The sequence below is a fragment of the Vibrio sp. MOR3 genome, from assembly GCF_001557775.1.
Lineage (GTDB): Bacteria > Pseudomonadota > Gammaproteobacteria > Enterobacterales > Vibrionaceae > Vibrio > Vibrio jasicida.
This window is the reverse complement of sequence record NZ_LNRD01000014.1, coordinates 1-21,290: the sequence shown is the minus strand read 5'-3', so window position 1 is coordinate 21,290 and position 21,290 is coordinate 1. Positions and strand designations below refer to the sequence as shown.

The following is a 21,290-nucleotide window of genomic DNA, read 5'->3' as shown; positions in this document are numbered from 1 at the left end:
CTCCGGATTATCGACTGACCGAACTGTGATCTGTCGTTAAAAATTCTATTTATATGTCTAACAAGTTGGAATATTTAAAGGTTAGTGGGATCTCACTCACGGTTATCCTGATCTTCAACCGCTAGTATGCGCCTCACGAGATAAGCCAAGCCTTTCAGGCAGCTACACTCAAACGAATCATGGTCCCTCTGACCTTGTGGCCGTACAGCGAACGCCCTACAAAAAATAATGATTTTCTGGCGGCCACCCTACTCTCTTCTCTGTCTAAATAATCCAACTTACTTTTCATCATCAGCATCTTGTGCTGCCAATCTTGCGCCTTGAAGAACCAATGCAGTCAGCGTGCGAACTTCTGCTGCAAGCTCATCATTCCAAGCAGACCAAATACGCGAAATATACGCATTGTTTCCTTCGCCTGGGCTCATGTAACCATCATTGAATGCGTCCGCCATTTTCTTCAGCGATTTCTCTTCGTCATCAGCCCAGTGGCCACGACTAAAGCCCGCTTCGACACACGCCAGTGCTGTTTTCGGGAAATATGGTAATGGCTTGGTCATGCCTTCAAAAAACAAACGCACTAATTCAGCAAGCAGTTGTTTCGCTTGCGCAGCGTCTGCCATTGCTGGGTAAACTAAATGCACCGCGCCTTCCTTGCGGTCATAACCGATAACGTGGGTCTTTCTAGCGTGACCAGAGGCAGACATAGCAAGATGATCAATCCATGCAGCGAGGTAATCCTGCGCACGAATTTTTCCGCTGCGGTAACGAATCAAACCAGACTGATAGCATTGAGTTAGCCAACCGGTTAGACGGATGTTTTTTCCTTCACCAAGCACATCGAAGGTAAGGTCAATTTCTAAATCGTCTTGTGGTGCACCGGATAAAAACGCCAACTTATCCACCAACTCTTCAGCTTGCACACGGTTGGTTTCAAACTCGATATCACCAAATGCGCCAACCGGTAATTTGCCCTGCGCGCGTTGCTCACTCATAAAATGTTTGAGTACGTCTGCTTTTGCGGACGGTTGAGTAATGGCGGTTTCGAGCAAGGTTTCTAGTAACTCATCGCGCATTTGATAGCTTTCTAAGCCGCCTAATACAAAGGGCTCGTCATCTTCCATCACAGGCAATGGCGGCTCGAACATCACTTTCAAACGGCGGTTAAAGAAATACTGAACTGGCAAACGCCAGAAGCGTTGTAATTCCACCAAGTCCAACTCGATTGGGAAGGTTGCGCCAAGCAAGTAATCATCCAATGCGCGGTTAAACTCGCCACGCGCATGACCTTGCGATTGATTGCTTTGGGTTAACGCGGCCGGAATCCACTCCTTAGCATAGCTTGAGTGAGAACCTTGGAATGCACTTGGGCTAAATGGCACCATGGCATGCACATTCACTAACTCCTTGAGTAGTTTATCACCGGAGTCATCGACTGGCTGGCCTTGATCGCCATTTAGGCAGTAGTTTTGATGGCAATATTCCATCAACTCTGACACCAGCACAGACGGCACGCGCTCAGTGTTATCTTGAATAGAACGCCCAACGTAACTGATGTACAAACTTTGTTGTGCAGACAGCACGGCTTCTAAGAATAGGTAACGGTCATCGTCTCGGCGTGAACGGTCACCCGGTTTAGTGCGTCCTGTCATTAAGTCAAAACCTTCTGGTGGCATTGAGCGCGGGTACACACCATCGTTCATACCGAGTAGACATACGGTTCTAAATGGGATCGAACGCATCGGCATCAGCGTACAGAAGTTCACTTGTCCGGCAAGGAAGCGCTGGCTGACTCGTGTTCCTGACAGCTTGTTTTGTAGATACTGGCTAACAATAGAAGGCGACAAGGCCTCATCAAATGCCGCATCGGTTAGCTGTTCTTTCAGTTGACTCAAGGTATCTCGAATGGACTTAAGCGCCATTTCCCCTTCTAGCTCAACGGAGAAGAAGTCATCCAACATCGCCACCAAGGTTTCACGCCATGCATCAATCGACTGAAGATGGGAAAGTTTGCGGCGATATTGGCTAATTTGTTGAATAAAGTGGGCTAACTTACCAGCAAGTTCTGCGCCCATCCCTTGTACTTCATTGTAGGGCGAGAGGCTACCTTCTTGCGCTTCAAACAAACCGGCAGATTCTGGCATCGCGTAGCCTAATAACATACGCTGAATACCAAATTGCCATGTATTTTGGCGTGTTTCTGGCAGTTCAAATTCGCTGCCCGTATGGCTATCTAGCCCCCAGCGAATGCCAGATTCTTCCACCCATTGTTTGGCTTGAAGGAAGTCATCTTCGCTTAAGTCGAATCGCTTCAAAATCGCCGGCGTTTCTAACAGCTCAAGTAATTCAGAAGCCAAGCAACGTGTATTCGGTAAATTAACTAGTTGCATGAAAGCCGCCAAAATTGGGCTTTCTTGATCGGCCGTTCGGTCTGAAATCGAGTAAGGAATAAATCGCTCACCCGGCGCATTGCCGAACACCGCCTGAATCGCAGGGCTGTAGGCATTGATGTCTGCTACCATGACAATAATATCGCGCGGTTTCAGTGTTGGATCAGCATCGAACATCGCCAGAAGCTGGTCGTGTAGCACTTCCACTTCTCGCATTGGGCTGTGACAAGAGTGCAAGCTCAGAGATTTATCACCCAAACTCACCACTTGTTTGTGCTGACTGCTGTCGATTTGCTCGTCGTCTTGGTGCTCTTCTAGATTAAGAATATCTGCTTGAAGTTGATGGAGCAGACTATCGCGCTCGACATCAACAAAAGCTTCTATCTCATGGGATTCAAGCTGCGACAACAGATACATGTTATCGCGTCCAAGTTTGCCCATCGACGCCAACAAGCTGTTACCCACCACATCGGTATGCAGCTCATCCACCACGTTTTCTTCTAGTGAACCTTTTAACTGCTCACTCTCACCTTGCACTTCAGAATGGTCTTCTTGCCACACCACGTGCTGACGATGCTTTGCAGCTAAGCGAGCTAGGAATTTACGGTCGCGTACCTCACCCCAGTAATAACGGCATGGGTTGGTAAACATCAGATGCACATCAATGTGTTCACCAATGGCTTTGAGCGCATCCATGTAACGTGGCGGTAGTGAAGAGATACCAAACACAAACAAACGCTTTGGCAGATGGTCAAAATTACCGTTGAAGTTTTCGAGCGTATCAATGAAGTGTTCGTACAAATTGGCACGATGATAAGGCGATTGCCCAAGGGTAACCGTGTGGTCGTACAGCGCCTGCCACAAAATCGGCTGCCATGGGTGTTCGTCTTCAAGTTCAGGCACCGTTTGTCCGGCTTCCCAGCTTGCAATCCACTCTGGGCGATACACCAAATAACCATCGAAAATATCGGCAATTTTCTCTGCCAATTGATACAGCTTGGAGTTGTCACTGTCGTCTTGAAGATAACGTGCCAAAGGTTCGAATGACGCTTCGTTTAGTAAACCCGGAAGCAAGTGCATCAGCTTCCACGTCATAGCTTCTTTGTTGAAGGCACTGCGCTTAGGCACATCAGCCAATACTTGGGTGAACATGTCCCAAATGAAAGTCGCTGGCAGCGGAAATTCTAGGTTTGCCGCAACACCAAACTCTTTCGCCAATTCCATTTTTAACCACTGAGACATACCCGGGCTTTGCACCAGAATTTGCTCTTTTTCGAATGGATTTTCTAATGGATTGATGCGAATCAGTTCAACAAGAAGTGATTTGAGAACATCGACCTGATTGGAGTGATAGACAGTAAACAAAGTAGGTGCACCGAATGCCAATGGAAACTGCTAGCAAGCTTAGCACAGCCACATTTATTCCTAGAGCGATCTCGATAGCTTAAATAACAAAAGGTTAGAGATTAGACAAAGTTTGAACAAGTAATCAACTGCCTGTAGACAATGACTTCCCTTCCTCACTGAGTACTCAAGGTAGATATATAAAATACAGCGGAGTTGGAAGGAAGGGATAGCTCACACCAGTGCCCCCCTCCCTCCTAGCGAGCATATTGATGAAGTAAGTGTTGCCTTAACACAGACACACTCGACAATATCACCCTCCTTTGGAACAAATGAGGGTGATAGTTCTTTGAACTGTAGCCGACAGGAAGCCCAGTTTTGTCATCAACTAACCAAGAGTCTGCTGGATGACACTTATCCAATTTGTAGATAAGTGACCAAACGCTGACACCTAGGATTTCAGCGACCGCTTTATTACTGGCTCTAAAATGGTTGTCGTTCAAGTAGTGTAAGATTTCTTCGAGAGAATACTGCATGCTGATACCGTGTCTGAGCGTGTTATTTGCGCAGCAATCGGAAAACAAAAAGCAAAATGACAGCGCCGATGGTCGCAGTAATAATCCCCTCAACGCTCAACACACCTACAGCACCAAAACCAAACATTGAACCTACGTAACCACCGACAAATGCACCGAGCACACCAAGAATGATGGTTGCTAGCCAACTATTTGAAGTTCTCGTCGGCAATATCCATTGAGCCAATACACCAGCAACTAACCCTAAAACCGCCCAAGCAATGATAGCCATGTAAAAATCCTTCCTATTGAGAAAGTTAACATTCTAGAAAGTTATATTTTTTATACATTAGCACTCGGTAATTTATACATTTGCGAGTGCCTAAGTCAGCCAAAGGTTATGACTTTGAGTAGGCATAGTGAAGAGAGGTAAATTTCGAATTGCCATTTTCTGCATGAGAACTCTCGCTACAATGGCTGCGGTTACTAAAGTTTGATGTATTAAAATTGTATCTAATTTTCCGCCACCCTTTTGGGGTGGCATTTTTTTATCTGCAGATTGGCTTTAGATCCCACCCTACCGATACAAAAAAAGCCTCTTGGCGAGAGAGACCAAGAGACTTTGCTTTACGAGTAAGACTTATGCGTGATGTGTCGTCATCAAGCGTGGTTGGATTAGTAAGTTATTGATGTATTGCAAACCTACGTAAGTCACCACAATCGTTGCCACAATCAATTCGATACCTGCTAGACCGCGAACTTGTTGTACATAGTGCGCTGCTAGACCATTTGCTTCCATCCAATTTGCTGTTTTGAACAGAGCCGTTGCACCAATCACCATTGGGAAGGTAAACGCTGCGTAACCTGGGCTAAATGGCAGTCTTAGCAATTTAAAGAAGGCTAAGTAGATGATGGCTGTCATCAATACCGCGATACCAAACAACAGAGCAATAATCACTGGTGAAGGTGTTGCCGTTACGGTTAGGTAACCAGCCAACGATAGGCTAGCTGGTGCCGCCATGATTGCCATGGTTGGTTTTGCTGCATCTGGGATTTCATGAGTGAACATGAAACGGTAGATCATCATTGGCAACATCACCGCGTAAGCCACCATACCGAAGACCAACGCACCGTGTGCAATAGGTGCAAGCACTGGGTTACCTGAGAAAGACACATCTGCAACGATAATACCCACTGGTGGTACGAACCAGCTTGGCACCATGTGGTGTAGTTCGAAGTCTTTCGCGCGGTGGTACAAGAAGCTCACTAGGAACACGATATGTAGAGCTACCGCCACTAACCAAAGCACGTCACCTGCAACAGGGAAAAAGTGCCCTAGAGAATTTGAAACCACCATGGTTCCCATCGCGAAAGTTGGAACGACACTACCCACCACAGGGTGCGCAAGATCTTGTCTCAACAAATGATTGTGAAAAAGAAATTTAGTCGCCAAGATTGCTAGCAGTACGCTTGCAATACCTGCGCTAATCCACTGTCCATAGCCATTTAATTCGGCGAAGTTTTCCCAACTCCAACCTAAGCTCGCAATACCAAGAGCCAGACCCGCCATTGGCGTTGGTGCTCCCATTACTTTTGCTTTTGTTCTTTGAATCATTACGACCTCAAAATCTAAGCTAACTTTCTATGGGGTGTATATTACTCTTGCACTTCGTTCCAATATATCTAATTATTTAAAACTAACGTTCAGATAAACTTAACGGAATATCATGCCTAGTCATATCTCTCTTAAACAACTGAAAGTTTTTACTACGATCACTCAGCACAAGACGCTAACTGCGGCTTCGGAAAGCCTGTTTCTTTCTAAGGCGGCCGTGAGTATGGCGCTGTCTGAGTTAGAGAAACAAATTGGTCATCACCTATTTGACCGGGTGAACAACCGCTTAATTCTCAACCAAGAAGGACAAAAACTTTTGCCCCTCGCGGATGAACTCCTCAACCGAGCTCGGGATATTGAGAGTGTGTTCGATGGCGACCAAACCTTATCAGGGCTGCTTCGCATCGGTGCCAGTGACACCATCGGCAACCAAGTTGCACCTTACCTGTTAAGTGATTTTCGTGATGAAACGAATCACCAGTCGCAGAGTTTATTCATCTCTAACTCTGCCCAGATTTGTGACATGTTGATCGCGTACGAACTCGACATCGCGCTCATCGAGGGCAAGACCATACACCCAGAGTTGGAATCAACGCAATTCAGTGAAGACGAAATGTGTGTGATTTGTCCGCCGGACTATCCTAACTTCGATGAAGGGCCAATCAGCCTAAACGAACTCGAAGACACGGAATGGATTCTGCGAGAGGCGGGTTCTGGCTCTCGAGAGTTCTTTATGCGCGCCATCGCTCCGCGTCTAGAACACTGGCATGAGGCTTTTCAGCTCAATACAACAGAAGCGCTGATCAATTCGGTATCTGCTGGGCTGGGTTTAGGTTGTTTATCACGCCTATCTGCAGAACCTGCAATTCGAGATGGTCGTGTGAAAATGCTCAACATGCCACTGGATATGAAGCGTCGCTTCTGGCTTTTGATCCACAAAGAGAAGTATCAAAACCCGCTCCTACGTACATTCATTGAATTCTGCCAAGATTGGGAGCGACCAGAGAACCCACATCTTAAAGATGGCTAGTTCGAGATGGGTCGTTCACGGGAGATAGTTCAAATGCTGGTCACTTAGTTGTACACGGCTCTCATTCTGAGGCTTGTCGCTAGACTTAACTGGTCAAAAACTGTATAAAAAGCCAGTATAAAATTTAACAAATTAACTTAGAGGACCAACCATGGCTGTAATCGTCAAGTACGTGGTAGAACGCAATGGAGAAGAGAAAATGACTTTTACCTCTAAAGCGGAAGCTGACGCATACGACAAAATGCTGGATATGGCGGACGAGTTATTCTCACTGCTAAGTAAGAGTGAACTTCTAGAAGACGAAGGTAAGCAAGAAGATCTTGCAATGTACCTTGCGCAAAACAAAGAAGAAGTGCTTTACGCTCTAGGTGCAAAACGTAAACCTGCACCAAAAAAAGCAAAGAAGCTTGAAGCTGTTGAAGAAGATAGCGAGCAAGAAGACGCTGCATAAGCCTCTCACTTGTTTAGAAAAAACGTCGCATAATGCGACGTTTTTTTATGCGTTGCATTTATCGCTATATATCTCTGAGAATATAAAGAACCGATTTAATATCCCAAATTGCTCTAAATTTCATGTTGCAGATTAGTGTGACTTAGATCTAATCTAAATGGGCACGGTGATGGGGTGCCACCGGAATCGAAAGATTCGAACCGCTTTAAAGCTAATGACTCCTACAGAAACGAAAACAGGTCAGCCCTGTTGGAAATGCTTTCACCTATATTGTGAAAGCAAGAGTTCTGTAGTGAGCAATTCAACTCTTCTCCAACCCCGCACCTGTTTTCTCAAAAATTAAAAAGATATCCAAAATAGTTGTTAACTCAACAAGGCGACAAACGCGTGAGCCTCCTGAACATAGTTTTTCTATCTGATGGAGCGAATAAGAGCAATCAACGCCGTTGAGTCTGACCAATATGCCGGATATCGTACACTGGGAAAACATTATGCAATACTCACACGAAATCCAATCAATGTGCCCGATTCAACGCGGCGATCTTCATGCATCTGCACCGATCCCTGTTGAAGGCGCAATGATCAATCCAAAAGACGTTATCGCAATTTCTGGTCTTAGCCACGGCGTTGGCGCTTGTGCTCCTCAACAAGGCGCAGCAAAACTGACTCTTAACGTCAAAAACGGCATCATCGAAGAAGCTTTGATCGAAACGATCGGCTGTTCAGGCATGACTCAATCAGCCGCGATGGCCGCAGAAATTCTAACAGGCAAAACCATTCTGGAAGCACTGAATACCGACTTGGTGTGTGATGCTATCAACGTTGCGATGCGCGAAATCTTCCTTCAATTTGTTTACGGCCGTACTCAATCTGCTTTCTCTGAAGGCGGCTTGGAAATTGGTGCGGCACTGGAAGACCTTGGTCAAACTCAACGTAGCCAAGTGGGTACTAGTTACTCAACTAAAGCAAAAGGCGTGCGTTACATGGAGTTAGCTGAAGGCTACGTAACAAAACTCGCACTAGACGAAAACAAAGAAGTGATTGGTTACCAATATCTCAACCTAGGCAAGATGATGAAAGCCATCAACGAAGGCGTATCTGCTGCAGAAGCGGCAGACAAAGCAACGGGGACTTACGGTCGTTTTGACGAAGCCGTATCTACCATCAACCCACGCCAACAATAATTGCCACCTAGAGGAAAGAGATTATGAACACTCCAATTACTGAATCTGTACTTCGCACATTAGACGAAATGCAACTTTCTTCTCTGGAAGAGGCTTACCAATACTGTATGGATCGTGGTATCGACCCTAAAGCGCTGGTGATGGACACTCAACCTATCGCGTTTGAAAGCGCTGCAGATGCCTACACACTGGGCACTGCTTTGGCGATTTTCCGCGGTGCAAAAACAGCGGAAGAAGCTGCAAACATCATCGGTGAAGGCCTTCAAGCCTGCACAAAACCAGGCAGCGTGGCAGAGCAACGCCAAGTGGGTATCGGTCACGGTGCATTGGCGGCTCGTCTATTGAATGAAGAAAGTGGCTGTTTCGCTTTCCTTGCCGGTCATGAGTCATTCGCAGCGGCAGAAGGCGCAATCAAAATCGCATTGAACGTGAACAAATCACGTAAAAATCCATTGAAAGTTATCCTAAATGGCTTGGGTAAAGACGCCGCTTACCTAATCTCACGCATTAACGGTTTCACTTACGTACGCACTCAATACAACTACCAAACTGGTGAGTTAGTGGAAGTAGAACGTCGTCGATTCTCGCAAGGTCCACGTGGTGAGATCCTTTGCTACGGTGCTGATGATGTACGTGAAGGCGTAGCTATCATGCATAAAGAACAAGTGGATGTGAGCATCACCGGTAACTCAACCAACCCAACTCGCTTCCAACACCCTGTAGCAGGTATCTACAAAGCAGAACGTAACCGTGAAGGCATGCCTTACTTCTCTGTGGCATCAGGCGGTGGCACTGGTCGTACTCTACACCCAGACAACGTGGCGGCAGGTCCTGCCTCTTACGGCATGACCGATACCATGGGTCGCATGCACGCCGATGCGCAATTCGCGGGTAGCTCTTCAGTACCAGCACACGTAGCAATGATGGGCTTCATCGGTATGGGCAATAATCCAATGGTAGGTGCAACGGTTGCACTTGCGGTAGAGGTCGGTGAGCTAAGCCTCTAAGTCGATTTATCGCTTTACTATCCAAAGCCAGTAAATCCAACAAACCCAGTGTAGGGGGAGTGACTTCGGTCCTCCCCTTATTTTTTTTGCGATGCCCTCTTCTCCAACGTCACTGTGTCTCTGCCCAAAATCGGTCTGATAAGGCTTTTGCGACACATTTCTCATCAGACAAACATATCTCTAAAAAGACAAAAGGTATCCATCTACAGACTTTCTCCATTTCCCCTCTTTAAACTCCCCAACACTCTCTTTATGATGGCTGACAACTTAATTATTTCTTGTCAGTGAACAGACGAGACACAAGACTCAACACATGGAGATCAACTATGGCTTTCTTCTCTCTAGCCTTTGGTACGGCAACTAAAAACCGCGACGGCAAAATCATCGAAGCGTTTTTCCCAAACCCAGTTCTTAACCCAAGCGAAGCGCTTGTTAACGCACTAGCAGCAGTAGCAGGTTACGAGCAAGGCAACCAAGCTATCGAGATCTCTGCAGCACAAAGCGCAGAACTGGCAGCAGCATTTGAAGCAAACGGCGATACTGCAAACGCATCTTTCGCAGCAAAAGCAGCAGAATCAGCACAACCACTTGTACTGGTTATCCTTGCAACTGACGAGCAGCCACAAAGCGTTGCTGAAGGTTTCCTAAAACTTCAACTTATCTCTAACCGCCTAGTTCAACCACACGGCACGGTACTAGACGGCATCTTCGGTCTACTACACAACATCGCATGGACTAACGAAGGCCCAATCGACCTACCTGAACTGGCAGAGCGTCAAATCGAAGCTCGCCTAGCGGGTCGTGCACTAGGCGTAGATTGCGTAGACAAGTTCCCTAAAATGGTGGACTACGTGGTACCAACTGGCGTTCGTATCGCTGACACTTCTCGCGTACGTCTTGGCGCACACGTTGGCGAAGGCACAACGGTAATGCACGAAGGCTTCATCAACTTCAACGCGGGTACAACTGGCGTGAGCATGGTTGAAGGTCGTATCTCTGCTGGCGTAGTGGTTGGTAACGGCTCTGACATCGGCGGCGGCGCATCTATCATGGGTACGCTATCTGGCGGCGGTAAAGTTGTGGTTTCTATCGGTGAAAACTCTCTACTAGGCGCGAATGCAGGTCTTGGCTTCCCAATGGGTGACCGTTGTACTATCGAATCAGGTCTGTACGTAACTGCTGGTTCTAAAGTGCGCATGCTAGATTCTGCTGGTCAAGAAGTAGAAGTAGTGAAAGCACGCGATCTTGCTGGTGTTTCTGACCTACTGTTCCGTCGTAACTCTGTAACAGGTCAAATCGAGTGTCTTGCAAACAAGAGCGCGGTTGAACTGAACAGCGAACTGCATAAAAACAACTAATAAGAATACCCAAATAACCTCGAGATGCTTGATTCAGCGAGGCTGACTTGGCTTGCAGGCGCGGCAACGAGTTGAAGATCTAGTCAGTCTAAATCAAAGCTCGTTAACAAAGCATGAAAGCCAAGACAACTCGCCCTTTGGGAGCGTGTCACTATCACGATTCCCACGTCAAATAACTTGAAAATAGCGAGCTATTTCACTTCGTCATTTTCCTTGAACTCGTATCAGTGACCACGCTCTGAACTGAGCATCTTGAAGTCATTTGGGTATTGCAGTGAATTAGCCCTACGAAAAATCCCCCAGCAGGAAACTGTTGGGGGATTTTTTAATTATCAGTCTTAACTAGCGCTTTATCGGACGAATCCACATCGATAAATCAGGGCATTCGTACTTTAAGTGATCCATTAATTGCTTTGCTTCCGAGTATTTGAAATACACGTCACTAAACAAATAGTACGAGCCGTGAATATGGTGCTCATATAAAGGTGCAGTCGCACATTGTGCAAATACCTTGTTCGGAGGCTTAACGCCAGAGTAGAGCTGAACAACATAAGCCTTAGAGTTTGATGTCGATGGTCGAGATGGTTTTGGTGGTGGCGCTGGATTCGATTTCTTTTGACCAGTTTTTTTCTCTAATAATGAACAGCTGGCAGCGTTGATATCAAAAGACATCACTTTCGATTTATCCGCGGCATCCAGAATATTGACGCGCTGAGCCTTCGCATCTCCAAAACACTCTTTTGCCAACGCATAAGTTGCCAGTTCGCTCAATACACAAGATGACGAGTCGTAATAGATTTGCTGCACACCGTTGTTCAACTGCGCTTGCGGAGAGCATTTCACCATCTGACGGAACTCTGCGCCATCCAAGATCCACAAATCGACCGCTTCTTGAATCGTGAGCTCTGCTTGTGCACTAGAAGCAAACCCAAAACAACTCAATAGTAAGCCCCCCCAGAAATAAGGCTTACCTTTATTCGACGGAAACACCTACTCGTCTCCACCACCATCTTGATCCGAAGACGCTGGCGCTTTTCGTGCGTAATTTGAGAACGCCTCTGGACCATCTCTCTCTGCAGCTAGCTTCTCGATTTTTTTATCCGTTTCGTAATTAACTAATGCGTATACAGACCAAATGGCAGCGGGCAACCAACCAACCAAAGTAATCTGCAATAACAAACAGATTACTCCCGCCCAATAACGGCCAATAGTAAAAAATTGCAGCCAAGGAATTAGAATGGCAAGTACTAGTCTCATGTCATGTCCTATTAAGTCTTTTATTATTCATGATCGTATTGCGCACTAATGCTCGGCTTATCAGAGAATGAATTGCCGTCGGGATCGCTTTGTTCAAAAGAAAAGGCCGCCTAAGAATTTGGAGCTACGAACCGACATGTGAAGCAAGACTTAAGCGGCAAGCTGAAAGGGCAAACTAAGCCAATGGAACACAGTCTTCTCCACAATGGCATTAGCAAAGGGCACCAATTTACAATACCCCTGTATAGTAACCATATCGGTGGTGTGAATATTTAGCATCTGCAAATCAAGAACAATGGGAATGCATACACAGCGGGAGCAATGAAAGAGAAGTAAAAGGTGTTGATCGTGTTCCATACATATAAAAATCCCCCAACAGGAGAGTCACTGTTGAGGGATAATGATTGCTCAATGAGAGCCTATTGTTACGACATGGCGTGTGACGTAATACTGAGCGTTTCAAACACTCAGTTTTTTAGAACTTTACTTGTTCAGAAAGTTCACCGCTTTATCAGGGAAATCAGTAAACAAACCATCCACTTTCACCTGATTGTAGAAGATGTCCATCATCCCATCGAAGCTGTCGGTGTAAGCAGGAATACGCCCAGGGTCCGCTCGGAAAGTATAAGGGTGTACTTGTAAGCCCGCGTCTTTTGCCGCTTTCATCAAAGGTTTGATGATGATGTTATCCTTGGTTGATTTGTCATCCACCAACATTGGCTTCCAAGGACCGATCCCTTCCGCGTATTCCGCGACCTTCTTCATACCATTGGCTTCAAACATCCAGTCATAACTGTATGGTGTTGCCTTGTCGCCTTTGTACTCCATGGTCTCGTTCCAGTCGGTGTAAGCCATGAGCTGAACGAGCTTTAAATCCATGTCCATTGCAGGCATGAGCTCACTGTTGATGCGTTGAAGCTCATTCGCATCAAAACACTGAAGGTACACTTTGTCGTCTTGTGAGTCGTAACCGTACTGCTTTAAAACGTTAAGCACCGCTTTTGAGATGTCTTTACCTTCATGGCGATGGAACCAAGGCGCTTTAATTTCTGGGTAGATACCGATGTCATAACCCAGTGTTTTATTTAAACCTTGGATCAACTCAATCTCTTCCGCAAAAGTAGGAACGGTAAAATCTGATTTCCACATTGGGAATCGTGTCGGATAACCAGCAACCTTGTTACCTTTATCATCGATGTTAAAGCCTTCAGTGACTCGCAATGATTTGATTTCTTCCAAAGTGAAATCAATCGCGTAGTAGCGACCATCTTTACGAGCACGGTCTGGGAATCGCTCAGCCACATCGGTCACGCGATCGAGGTAATGATCATGCAATACGACGAGTTGATCGTCTTTGGTCATCACCACATCTTGCTCGATGTAGTCCGGCTTCATTGCATACGCAAGAGCTTTTGCTTCTAACGTATGTTCTGGCAGATAACCCGATGCTCCTCGGTGCGCGATAACAAGCGGTTGTGCAACCGCTCCAGCTGAAATGCCGAGAGCGAGAATCGTCATGCAAATTGACGTTGTTTTCATTGTTCTTTCCTTAACTTATTGAAGGAGCAGTATTCCACCGCCCCTTTAATGTTTTATGACGCCAATGCTTCTTTCTCACGTGCTTTTTGTTCGTGATGAGCGCGTTCACCCAAGAAAGCGTAAATCAAGCAGATAATAGAGGTAATACAAGACCCGACAAGAATGATGAACCCACCATCCCAACCGAAGTGGTCAACGGTGTAACCAAGAATAGCGTTCGCAGCAACAGCGCCACCTAAGTATCCGAATAGCCCGGTCAAGCCAGCGGCAGTACCCGCCGCTTTTTTAGGAGCAAGCTCTAGTGCATACAAACCAATCAACATCACAGGGCCGTAAATCAAGAAACCGATAGCCACCAGCGCCATCATATCGACGGCTGGATTACCTGCTGGGTTAAACCAGTAAACAAGCACCGCAACCGTGACAAGAACCATAAATAAGATGCCAGCAGGGGCGCGGCGACCTTTAAACACTTTGTCAGAAATCCAACCACACAATAACGTACCAGGAATACCAGCCCACTCGTATAGGAAGTAAGCCCAAGAAGATTTATCTACTGAGAAGTCTTTTGCTTCTTTTAAATACACTGGAGCCCAGTCCAACACACCGTAGCGGATCAGGTAAACAAACGCGTTCGCGATCGCAATTGACCACAACAATTTATTAGAAAAGACATACTTGAAGAAAATCTCCTTCGCACTCATTTCTTTCTCATGAGACTTGTCGTAATCGTCTGGGTAGTCGTCTTTATACTCTTCAATTGGCGGAAGACCACAAGATTGAGGTGTATCTCTTACCGTGAACCAAATAAAGACAGCTACGAGCGTGGCAAAAAATGCAGGAACATAGAAAGCGGTGCGCCAATCGTCGTTAAATGCCCAAAGACCAAGAATAAATAGTGGACCAATTAAACCACCACCTACGTTATGCGCCACGTTCCAAACCGATACGATCTCGCCACGTTCTTTACGTGACCACCAGTGAACCATGGTTCGACCACAGGCAGGCCATCCCATACCTTGGAACCAACCGTTTAGGAACAATAGAATAAACATCGCGGTAATGCTGCCCGTAGCCCAAGGCATAAAGCCGAAGCAGAACATCACAAGCGCAGACATTAACAGACCGCCACTTAAGAAATAACGAGGGTTAGAGCGGTCAGAAACACTGCCCATTAAGAATTTTGATAAACCGTAAGCAATGGAAACTGCAGCTAAAGCAACACCTAAGTCACCACGGCTAAAACCTTGCTCAATAAGGTAAGGCATCGCCAAGCTAAAGTTTTTACGCACTAAATAATAGCCAGCGTAACCGACGAAGATACCGATGAAGAGTTGCCAACGTAAGCGAGAATAGGTGCCGTCGATCTTATCGGACGATAAGCGATCGATATGCGCCTTAGGTTTGAATATTCCAAACATAGGAACCTCATTAATTATGTGAGCGATGGTAGGGAGTAATAAATCGCGAACGAGCAAAAAGGAGTTTCGTTCGAAAGTGAATGCATTTTATGAAATACAATTTTTATTTCTGTGATAAATGTTGCATAGGAATTAAATTTCAGTAAATACAGTGAACTAGAAGCATTTAATTAGACAGTGCTTCCATTTCCCCCACATTCCGTTACTGTCTATATAGAGCATGAAGTGCGCAAACGAACAAAATCATCGCTATCTTAAGTAAACCAAGCGCTCAAATGACCACATAAATGGATAAAAGGTAGAGGTTGAAGAGATAAAACACGCTATTTAAGTAATTAAAGACCAGCATGACGTGTTGCAACAATGTCACTTCGTTAACAATTAGCATCGACATCAGCCAACCAATCCCAAAGCGCATTCAAAACAAATCTCTAGTAAAAGACGTCGTATCAACCACAAATAAACTTCTTCATTCTTAACGGTGGTTTAACTCAGAGCAACGAGCGCATCAATATCAGCCTCCCCCTTATCATCATTAGTGTCAGCTAGCTCTTTAGGGTTAGTTTTCAACCAGTAATCTGAGTAATTTCCCACCATTCGCGAAGCAGCTTCACAAAACTCCTCTTACCAGTTTGTGCATTGATTTTCACATCGGTAGTTTTAGGCCGAAAAATAGAAGTAGAAGCTTCTGAATCGTTTTATCGAGTTTCCTTTTTGAGCAAAAGATGCGTCAATTAACAAAAACGAAGAGTTTGATTAACAAATTTATGCTCAAACGCTCACTTTTAACGCTCGTTTGTTTTCGCAAACGTTTATATATGCACAATAGAACCGTGCTAGATAAGCATAAATATTAAAGGACTCTTAACATGACAACGAACAAACACCCCTCACTGCTCGGAGAATGTTTGGCCGAGTTTATCGGTACCGGATTACTTATCTTTTTTGGCGTAGGCTGTGTTGCTGCACTCGTTTTGACCGGAGCTCAATTTGGTCAATGGGAAATCAGTATTGTATGGGGCTTTGGCGTCGCCATTGCAATTTACTGTACTGCGGGCGTATCCGGTGCACACATCAACCCTGCAGTTACCATCGCGCTGGCGATGTTCCATGGATTCGATAAGGCGAAAGTGGTGCCTTATATCATTGCGCAAATGCTCGGTGCATTTTGCTCTGCCGCTTTGGTTTACAGCTTGTACAGCAACCTATTTACTGATTACGAAATCGCACACAATTTCGTTCGTAGCAGCCAAGACGCATTAGCAACAGCAGGTATTTTCTCGACTTACCCACACGCTTCTCTCTCTTTCTTTGGCGCTTTTGCTGTGGAATTCGTGATTACTGCAGTGCTAATGTTTGCCATTCTTGCTCTTGGTGATGAGAACAACGGTGCACCTCGCGGCGCTATGAACCCATTACTTATCGGTATTCTCATTGCGGTTATCGGTGGTTCTTTAGGCCCACTGACTGGCTTTGCGATGAACCCTGCTCGTGACTTCGGCCCTAAACTGTTTGCTTACTTTGCCGGCTGGGATTACGCACTGACCGGTGCGCGTGAAATCCCATACTTTATTGTTCCAATTCTTGCTCCTATCGCAGGTGCTTGCTTCGGTGGTTGGTTGTACCCGAAAGCGATTGCTGCATATCTGCCACAACAAGGTCATGGCTGTACTATCCCTAACCAGTGCGAGACCGAAGAAGAAGCAGAACAAGCTCAAGCTTAAAACCAACTCATTCGAACATTTACTAAAATATAAATAACGAAACAAAAGGATTCTTACCATGACTGAGCAAAAATACATTGTTGCCCTAGACCAAGGCACGACAAGCTCTCGTGCTGTCATTCTGGATCATGACGCGAATATCGTAAGCGTCGCTCAGCGAGAATTTACTCAGATTTATCCAGAGGCTGGTTGGGTTGAACATGACCCAATGGAAATCTGGGCAACTCAAAGCTCTACTTTGGTTGAAGCACTTGCAAAAACCGGTATCCGTAGCGACCAACTTGTTGGTATCGGTATTACCAACCAACGTGAAACCACAATTGTATGGAACAAAGAAACAGGCAAGCCGGTTTACAACGCGATCGTGTGGCAATGTCGCCGTACTGCCGATATTTGTGAAGAATTAAAGGCGCGCGGACTAGAAGATTACGTTCGCGACAATACAGGTCTGGTTTTAGACCCTTACTTCTCTGGCACAAAAGTGAAGTGGATTCTAGATAACGTTGAAGGCGCGCGTGAAGAAGCGGAAGCGGGCAAGTTGTTATTCGGTACAGTGGATACTTGGCTGGTTTGGAAAATGACACAAGGCCGCGTTCACGTAACCGATTACACCAACGCTTCGCGCACTATGCTTTTCAACATTAACGACCTATGCTGGGATCAGAAAATGTTGGATGAATTAGGCATTCCAGCGTCGATGATGCCAGAAGTCAAACGCTCATCAGAAATCTACGGCCAAACCAACATTGGTGGTAAAGGCGGTACTCGCATCCCAATCGCAGGTATTGCAGGTGACCAACAAGCCGCGCTTTACGGTCAGATGTGTGTTGAAGCTGGTCAAGCGAAGAACACTTATGGTACAGGTTGTTTCTTATTGATGAACACAGGTCAAGAGAAGGTAACCTCTAAGAATGGCCTATTGACCACCCTAGCATGTGGTCCAAAAGGTGAACCAGCTTACGCCCTTGAAGGTGCAGTATTCATGGGTGGTGCTTCAATTCAATGGCTACGTGACGAAATGAAGATTCTGGCTGGTGCTGAAGACTCGGAATACTTCGCAACTAAAGTCGATTCTTCAAATGGGGTTTATGTCGTTCCTGCCTTTACTGGGTTAGGTGCACCATACTGGGATGCTTACGCTCGCGGTACGATTGTCGGTCTAACTCGTGGCGTAAACTCTAACCACATTATCCGTGCAACTTTGGAAGGCATCGCTTACCAAACTCGTGATGTGCTAGATGCAATGCAAGCAGACTCGGGCATCAAACTCGCGAACCTTCGCGTGGATGGCGGCGCAGTGGCGAACAACTTCCTGATGCAGTTCCAATCTGATGTTCTTAATACCGAAGTTCATCGCCCTCAAGTAACCGAAGTAACCGCTTTGGGTGCTGCCTACCTAGCTGGTCTAGCGGTTGGTTTCTGGGATAGCATTGATGAACTGCAAGACAAAGCAGTGCTCGATCGCACATTCGAACCACATGATGATGAAGAGAAACGTAACCGTCGTTACAAAGGTTGGAAGCGCGCAGTTAAGTGTGCTCAAACCTGGTCTGAGCTTCACGACGAAGACGATTAATTTCTGATAAACGATTAGTTTCCCCCTGATTAATCGTAAAGAGCGCCGAGTTGGCGCTCTTTTTTTGCGTTCGATCGCGGATTCCACACTCCCACAGCTTCTCACAATGCGCTAATTCGAGCACAATAGAGCAAGTTTCTATTTTCGATTTTGAAGCATTGGCGGTTACCAGTGCACAAGGGAGTGCTAAGTGAAGCAAATACCAAGACACCAACAGATTGTTGAGTTGGTGAAAAAACAAGGCTATGTCAGCACGGATGAGCTGGTAGAAAAATTTAATGTTAGTCCTCAGACTATTCGCCGCGACCTAAATGACCTCGCAGATGAAAACAAAATTCGTCGCTACCACGGTGGTGCAACCATTCCTCTCAGTTCAGAGAACACCTCATACAACACGCGTAAAGCGCTTAACTTCAATGAAAAAGATGTCATTGCGGAAGAACTCGTAAAACACATTCCAGATGGCGCAACCTTGTTTATTGATATTGGCACGACCCCAGAAGCCGTCGCTCGAGCGCTCAATAAAAACCACAAACAGCTTCGCGTGGTGACCAACAACATTAATGTTGCCACCATTCTTTTACCGAACCCGGAAATCAAAGTGATTTTGGCGGGCGGTGAAGTTCGCAACCGAGATGGCGGCATTGTCGGTGAAGCGACGCTCGATTTCGTCAAACAATTCCGCCTCGATTTCGGTATTTTGGGCATCAGTGGTATCGATTTTGATGGCTCGCTACTGGACTTTGATTACCACGAAGTTCGCGTTAAACAGGCGATTATCGATAACAGCCGCAGCGTTTTCCTTGCGGTTGACCATTCGAAGTTTGGTCGTAATGCGATGGTGAAACTGGGCAATATCGCGCAATTGAACATGGTATTTACCAACAAACAACCACCAGAAGAGATTCTCGCGATTCTAAAAGAAGCAGCCGTTCCGCTCGAAGTGGTTGATACACAAATGGAAAGAGCCATAACAGAATAGCGTTTACACTCACTATTTACGCGCATAAATGACCTCTGTCTTAATTAGGCAGAGGTTTTTTTGTGCCCAAATCACACAAAACGCTCACAAACGAAAATAAATAATGACCACAAACGAAACCTAAGCTAGGATAAGCTCATGTTCCAAAATGCTCGTTCGCTCACCAAGAGGTCAAATTTATGAGTATCCAACAAAATGCTTCCACGACGAATTCATCCCCTACTCTAGACATGATCGTGATCGGCGGCGGCATTAACGGGGCTGGTATTGCTGCAGATGCTGCTGGCCGTGGTTTAAGCGTCGGTTTGTACGAAGCTAATGACTTCGCATCGGCAACCTCTTCTGCAAGTTCAAAACTGATCCACGGCGGATTACGTTACCTTGAACACTATGAGTTTCGTTTAGTTTCGGAAGCGCTCGCTGAACGTGAAGTGATCTTACGTAAAGCACCACATGTGGCTCTACCAATGCGCTTCCGTTTACCTCATCGCCCATTTTTACGCCCAGCTTGGATGATCCGCTGTGGCTTGTTCCTTTACGATAACTTGGGTAAACGAACCACTCTTCCAGGCAGCAAAACCGTCAACCTAGCAAAATCAGGCCTATTAAAACCTGAAATGAAAACCGGTTTCGAATACTCAGATTGTTGGGTAGATGACGCACGCTTGGTGTTGTTGAACGTTCTAGCGGCTAAAGAGAATAACGCAGAAGTTCGCAACTACTGTCGCGTAGAAAAAGCACACCGTGAAGGCGGCATTTGGCATGTCACTATTCATGACGTCACCACAGACCAACGTTTCGAACGCAAAGCGAAAGCTCTGGTTAACGCTGCCGGTCCATGGGTGAAACAGTTCTTTGATGAAGGATTAGAACAAACCTCCCCTCGCAACATTCGTTTGATCAAAGGCTCGCACATCGTTGTTCCTCGTATCCACAACGAGCCGCAGGCCTACATCCTACAAAACAAAGATAACCGCATCGTATTTATGATCCCTTACTTAGATAAGTTCTCGATCATTGGTACAACGGATGTGGAGTACAAAGGCGATCCGCGTGAAGTCGCGATTTCCGAAGATGAAGTCGATTACTTGATCGATATCGTTAACCAACACTTTGTCCACCAGCTAAGCCGCGAAGACGTGGTGTGGACATACAGTGGTGTACGTCCGTTGTGTGATGATGAGTCTGACTCACCGCAAGCGATCACACGTGACTACACACTAGAACTGGACGCTGAATACGACCACGCACCTTTACTTTCAGTGTTCGGTGGCAAGCTCACGACTTACCGTAAGCTTGGTGAAGCAGCAATGAAGAAACTTGCCCCGTTCCTGCCTGAAATGGGTAAAGATTGGACAGCAAACCAAACCCTTCCTGGCGGTAACTTCAGTTGTAGCCGTGAGCAATTGGCGAAGATGATTCATGCGAAGTACTCATGGGCATCAGAAGCGATGTTGCTGCGCTATGTGACTCAGTTTGGTACACAAACTTGGGACCTAATGGAAGGCACTAGCAACGTAGAAGATCTTGGTCATTGCTTTTCGGAGCAAGCAAGCGGCGTATATCAACGTGAAATTGATTTCTTGATGAATCACGAAATGGCGCTAACCGATGAAGACATCTTATGGCGTCGTACAAAACTTGGTTTATACATGAACGAAGAGGAGAAAATCGCACTGGCAGAATATCTAAAAGAGAAGCTGCAACAGAAAGTCGTTAGCCTCTCACAAGTAAGTTAAATTGGACTCTCCTAATACAAAGCCTGCCCCCCGCCTGTCTCTTATACACAAATCCCCAAGCTTGTAGCTTGGGGATTTTTTTTGAACTCTTTCAAGTGTGTGTGATCTGATCACTTAGTAATCCTTACTGAAACACTAAGATGACACACTCAGACGCTAAA

17 protein-coding genes and 1 riboswitch are annotated in these 21,290 nt (G+C 46.0%); of the genes, 9 read left to right on the top strand and 8 right to left on the bottom strand.

Going from position 1 to position 21,290, the window contains the following annotated elements; all coding sequences use genetic code 11:
* Positions 1-278 precede the first annotated feature (278 nt).
* The 4 genes from recC to ATB76_RS21285 form a co-directional block, all read right to left on the bottom strand.
* Complete coding sequence (recC, locus tag ATB76_RS21295; protein WP_061036118.1) at positions 279-3,752, bottom strand: exodeoxyribonuclease V subunit gamma; 3,474 nt, start codon at positions 3,750-3,752, stop codon at positions 279-281.
* Positions 3,753-3,988: 236 nt separating this feature from the next.
* Positions 3,989-4,267 (bottom strand): hypothetical protein, encoded by a 279-nt coding sequence (locus ATB76_RS28280; RefSeq protein WP_009707463.1) that lies wholly within the window; start codon positions 4,265-4,267, stop codon positions 3,989-3,991.
* 22 nt (positions 4,268-4,289) lie between these two features.
* Positions 4,290-4,538, bottom strand: coding sequence for a GlsB/YeaQ/YmgE family stress response membrane protein (locus ATB76_RS21290; RefSeq protein WP_005436595.1), 249 nt, complete (start codon positions 4,536-4,538; stop codon positions 4,290-4,292).
* A gap of 348 nt (positions 4,539-4,886) precedes the next feature.
* On the bottom strand, positions 4,887-5,861 hold the full coding sequence (locus ATB76_RS21285; RefSeq protein ID WP_042603211.1) for a TDT family transporter: 975 nt from the start codon (positions 5,859-5,861) through the stop codon (positions 4,887-4,889).
* Positions 5,862-5,973: 112 nt separating this feature from the next.
* On the opposite strand from ATB76_RS21285, the gene ATB76_RS21280 reads away from it, so the two are divergent.
* From ATB76_RS21280 to dapD, 5 genes are all read left to right on the top strand, one after another.
* Positions 5,974-6,891, top strand: coding sequence for a LysR family transcriptional regulator (locus ATB76_RS21280; RefSeq protein ID WP_005427361.1), 918 nt, complete (start codon positions 5,974-5,976; stop codon positions 6,889-6,891).
* Between the two features lie 151 nt (positions 6,892-7,042).
* The gene (locus ATB76_RS21275; RefSeq protein WP_038879081.1) at positions 7,043-7,342 is read left to right on the top strand and encodes a YebG family protein; all 300 of its coding nucleotides are present in this window, start codon (positions 7,043-7,045) and stop codon (positions 7,340-7,342) included.
* 156 nt (positions 7,343-7,498) lie between these two features.
* Positions 7,499-7,573, top strand: a riboswitch (Fluoride riboswitch).
* A 260-nt stretch (positions 7,574-7,833) separates the two neighbouring features.
* Entirely contained in the window at positions 7,834-8,526 is a 693-nt protein-coding gene (locus ATB76_RS21270; protein WP_009707467.1) for an iron-sulfur cluster assembly scaffold protein, read from the top strand.
* 23 nt (positions 8,527-8,549) lie between these two features.
* Complete coding sequence (locus ATB76_RS21265) at positions 8,550-9,533, top strand: GGGtGRT protein (protein WP_061036088.1); 984 nt, start codon at positions 8,550-8,552, stop codon at positions 9,531-9,533.
* Between the two features lie 326 nt (positions 9,534-9,859).
* Complete coding sequence (gene dapD / locus ATB76_RS21260; RefSeq protein WP_061036087.1) at positions 9,860-10,891, top strand: 2,3,4,5-tetrahydropyridine-2,6-dicarboxylate N-succinyltransferase; 1,032 nt, start codon at positions 9,860-9,862, stop codon at positions 10,889-10,891.
* A gap of 342 nt (positions 10,892-11,233) precedes the next feature.
* On the opposite strand, the gene ATB76_RS21255 is transcribed toward dapD, so the two are convergent.
* From ATB76_RS21255 to glpT, 4 genes are all read right to left on the bottom strand, one after another.
* Entirely contained in the window at positions 11,234-11,881 is a 648-nt protein-coding gene (locus ATB76_RS21255; protein ID WP_042603816.1) for a hypothetical protein, read from the bottom strand.
* A complete protein-coding gene (locus ATB76_RS21250) occupies positions 11,882-12,148 on the bottom strand; it encodes a YqaE/Pmp3 family membrane protein (protein ID WP_038879070.1) in 267 nt (88 codons plus the stop codon). It lies immediately after the preceding gene.
* A 483-nt stretch (positions 12,149-12,631) separates the two neighbouring features.
* Positions 12,632-13,687 carry a glycerophosphodiester phosphodiesterase gene (glpQ, locus tag ATB76_RS21245; protein WP_052485327.1) on the bottom strand — a complete coding sequence of 352 codons (1,056 nt, stop codon included), beginning with the start codon at positions 13,685-13,687 and terminating at the stop codon, positions 12,632-12,634.
* Positions 13,688-13,740: 53 nt separating this feature from the next.
* Positions 13,741-15,108, bottom strand: coding sequence for a glycerol-3-phosphate transporter (gene glpT / locus ATB76_RS21240; protein WP_038879065.1), 1,368 nt, complete (start codon positions 15,106-15,108; stop codon positions 13,741-13,743).
* Positions 15,109-15,977: 869 nt separating this feature from the next.
* On the opposite strand from glpT, the gene ATB76_RS21235 reads away from it, so the two are divergent.
* The 4 genes from ATB76_RS21235 to glpD all read left to right on the top strand — a co-directional run bounded on the left by ATB76_RS21235 (position 15,978) and on the right by glpD (position 21,129).
* A complete protein-coding gene (locus tag ATB76_RS21235; protein ID WP_005436583.1) occupies positions 15,978-16,832 on the top strand; it encodes an MIP/aquaporin family protein in 855 nt (284 codons plus the stop codon).
* 58 nt (positions 16,833-16,890) lie between these two features.
* Positions 16,891-18,408: a glycerol kinase GlpK gene (glpK, locus tag ATB76_RS21230; protein ID WP_061036086.1), complete on the top strand. Its 1,518-nt coding sequence runs from the start codon at positions 16,891-16,893 to the stop codon at positions 18,406-18,408.
* Positions 18,409-18,598: 190 nt separating this feature from the next.
* Positions 18,599-19,390 carry a DeoR/GlpR family transcriptional regulator gene (locus ATB76_RS21225; protein WP_005436581.1) on the top strand — a complete coding sequence of 264 codons (792 nt, stop codon included), beginning with the start codon at positions 18,599-18,601 and terminating at the stop codon, positions 19,388-19,390.
* Positions 19,391-19,569: 179 nt separating this feature from the next.
* Positions 19,570-21,129 carry a glycerol-3-phosphate dehydrogenase gene (glpD, locus tag ATB76_RS21220; protein ID WP_061036085.1) on the top strand — a complete coding sequence of 520 codons (1,560 nt, stop codon included), beginning with the start codon at positions 19,570-19,572 and terminating at the stop codon, positions 21,127-21,129.
* Positions 21,130-21,290: the final 161 nt, after the last annotated feature.

Coding starts and splice junctions, on each gene's coding strand:
- ATB76_RS21250 (WP_038879070.1), bottom strand. CDS start 12,148: ATGAGACTAGTACTTGCCATTCTAATTCCTTGGCTGCAATTTTTTACT.
- ATB76_RS21265 (WP_061036088.1), top strand. CDS start 8,550: ATGAACACTCCAATTACTGAATCTGTACTTCGCACATTAGACGAAATG.
- ATB76_RS21275 (WP_038879081.1), top strand. CDS start 7,043: ATGGCTGTAATCGTCAAGTACGTGGTAGAACGCAATGGAGAAGAGAAA.
- ATB76_RS21280 (WP_005427361.1), top strand. CDS start 5,974: ATGCCTAGTCATATCTCTCTTAAACAACTGAAAGTTTTTACTACGATC.
- glpT (WP_038879065.1), bottom strand. CDS start 15,108: ATGTTTGGAATATTCAAACCTAAGGCGCATATCGATCGCTTATCGTCC.
- glpD (WP_061036085.1), top strand. CDS start 19,570: ATGAGTATCCAACAAAATGCTTCCACGACGAATTCATCCCCTACTCTA.
- glpK (WP_061036086.1), top strand. CDS start 16,891: ATGACTGAGCAAAAATACATTGTTGCCCTAGACCAAGGCACGACAAGC.
- ATB76_RS21290 (WP_005436595.1), bottom strand. CDS start 4,538: ATGGCTATCATTGCTTGGGCGGTTTTAGGGTTAGTTGCTGGTGTATTG.
- ATB76_RS28280 (WP_009707463.1), bottom strand. CDS start 4,267: ATGCAGTATTCTCTCGAAGAAATCTTACACTACTTGAACGACAACCAT.
- dapD (WP_061036087.1), top strand. CDS start 9,860: ATGGCTTTCTTCTCTCTAGCCTTTGGTACGGCAACTAAAAACCGCGAC.
- ATB76_RS21270 (WP_009707467.1), top strand. CDS start 7,834: ATGCAATACTCACACGAAATCCAATCAATGTGCCCGATTCAACGCGGC.
- ATB76_RS21285 (WP_042603211.1), bottom strand. CDS start 5,861: ATGATTCAAAGAACAAAAGCAAAAGTAATGGGAGCACCAACGCCAATG.
- glpQ (WP_052485327.1), bottom strand. CDS start 13,687: ATGAAAACAACGTCAATTTGCATGACGATTCTCGCTCTCGGCATTTCA.
- ATB76_RS21235 (WP_005436583.1), top strand. CDS start 15,978: ATGACAACGAACAAACACCCCTCACTGCTCGGAGAATGTTTGGCCGAG.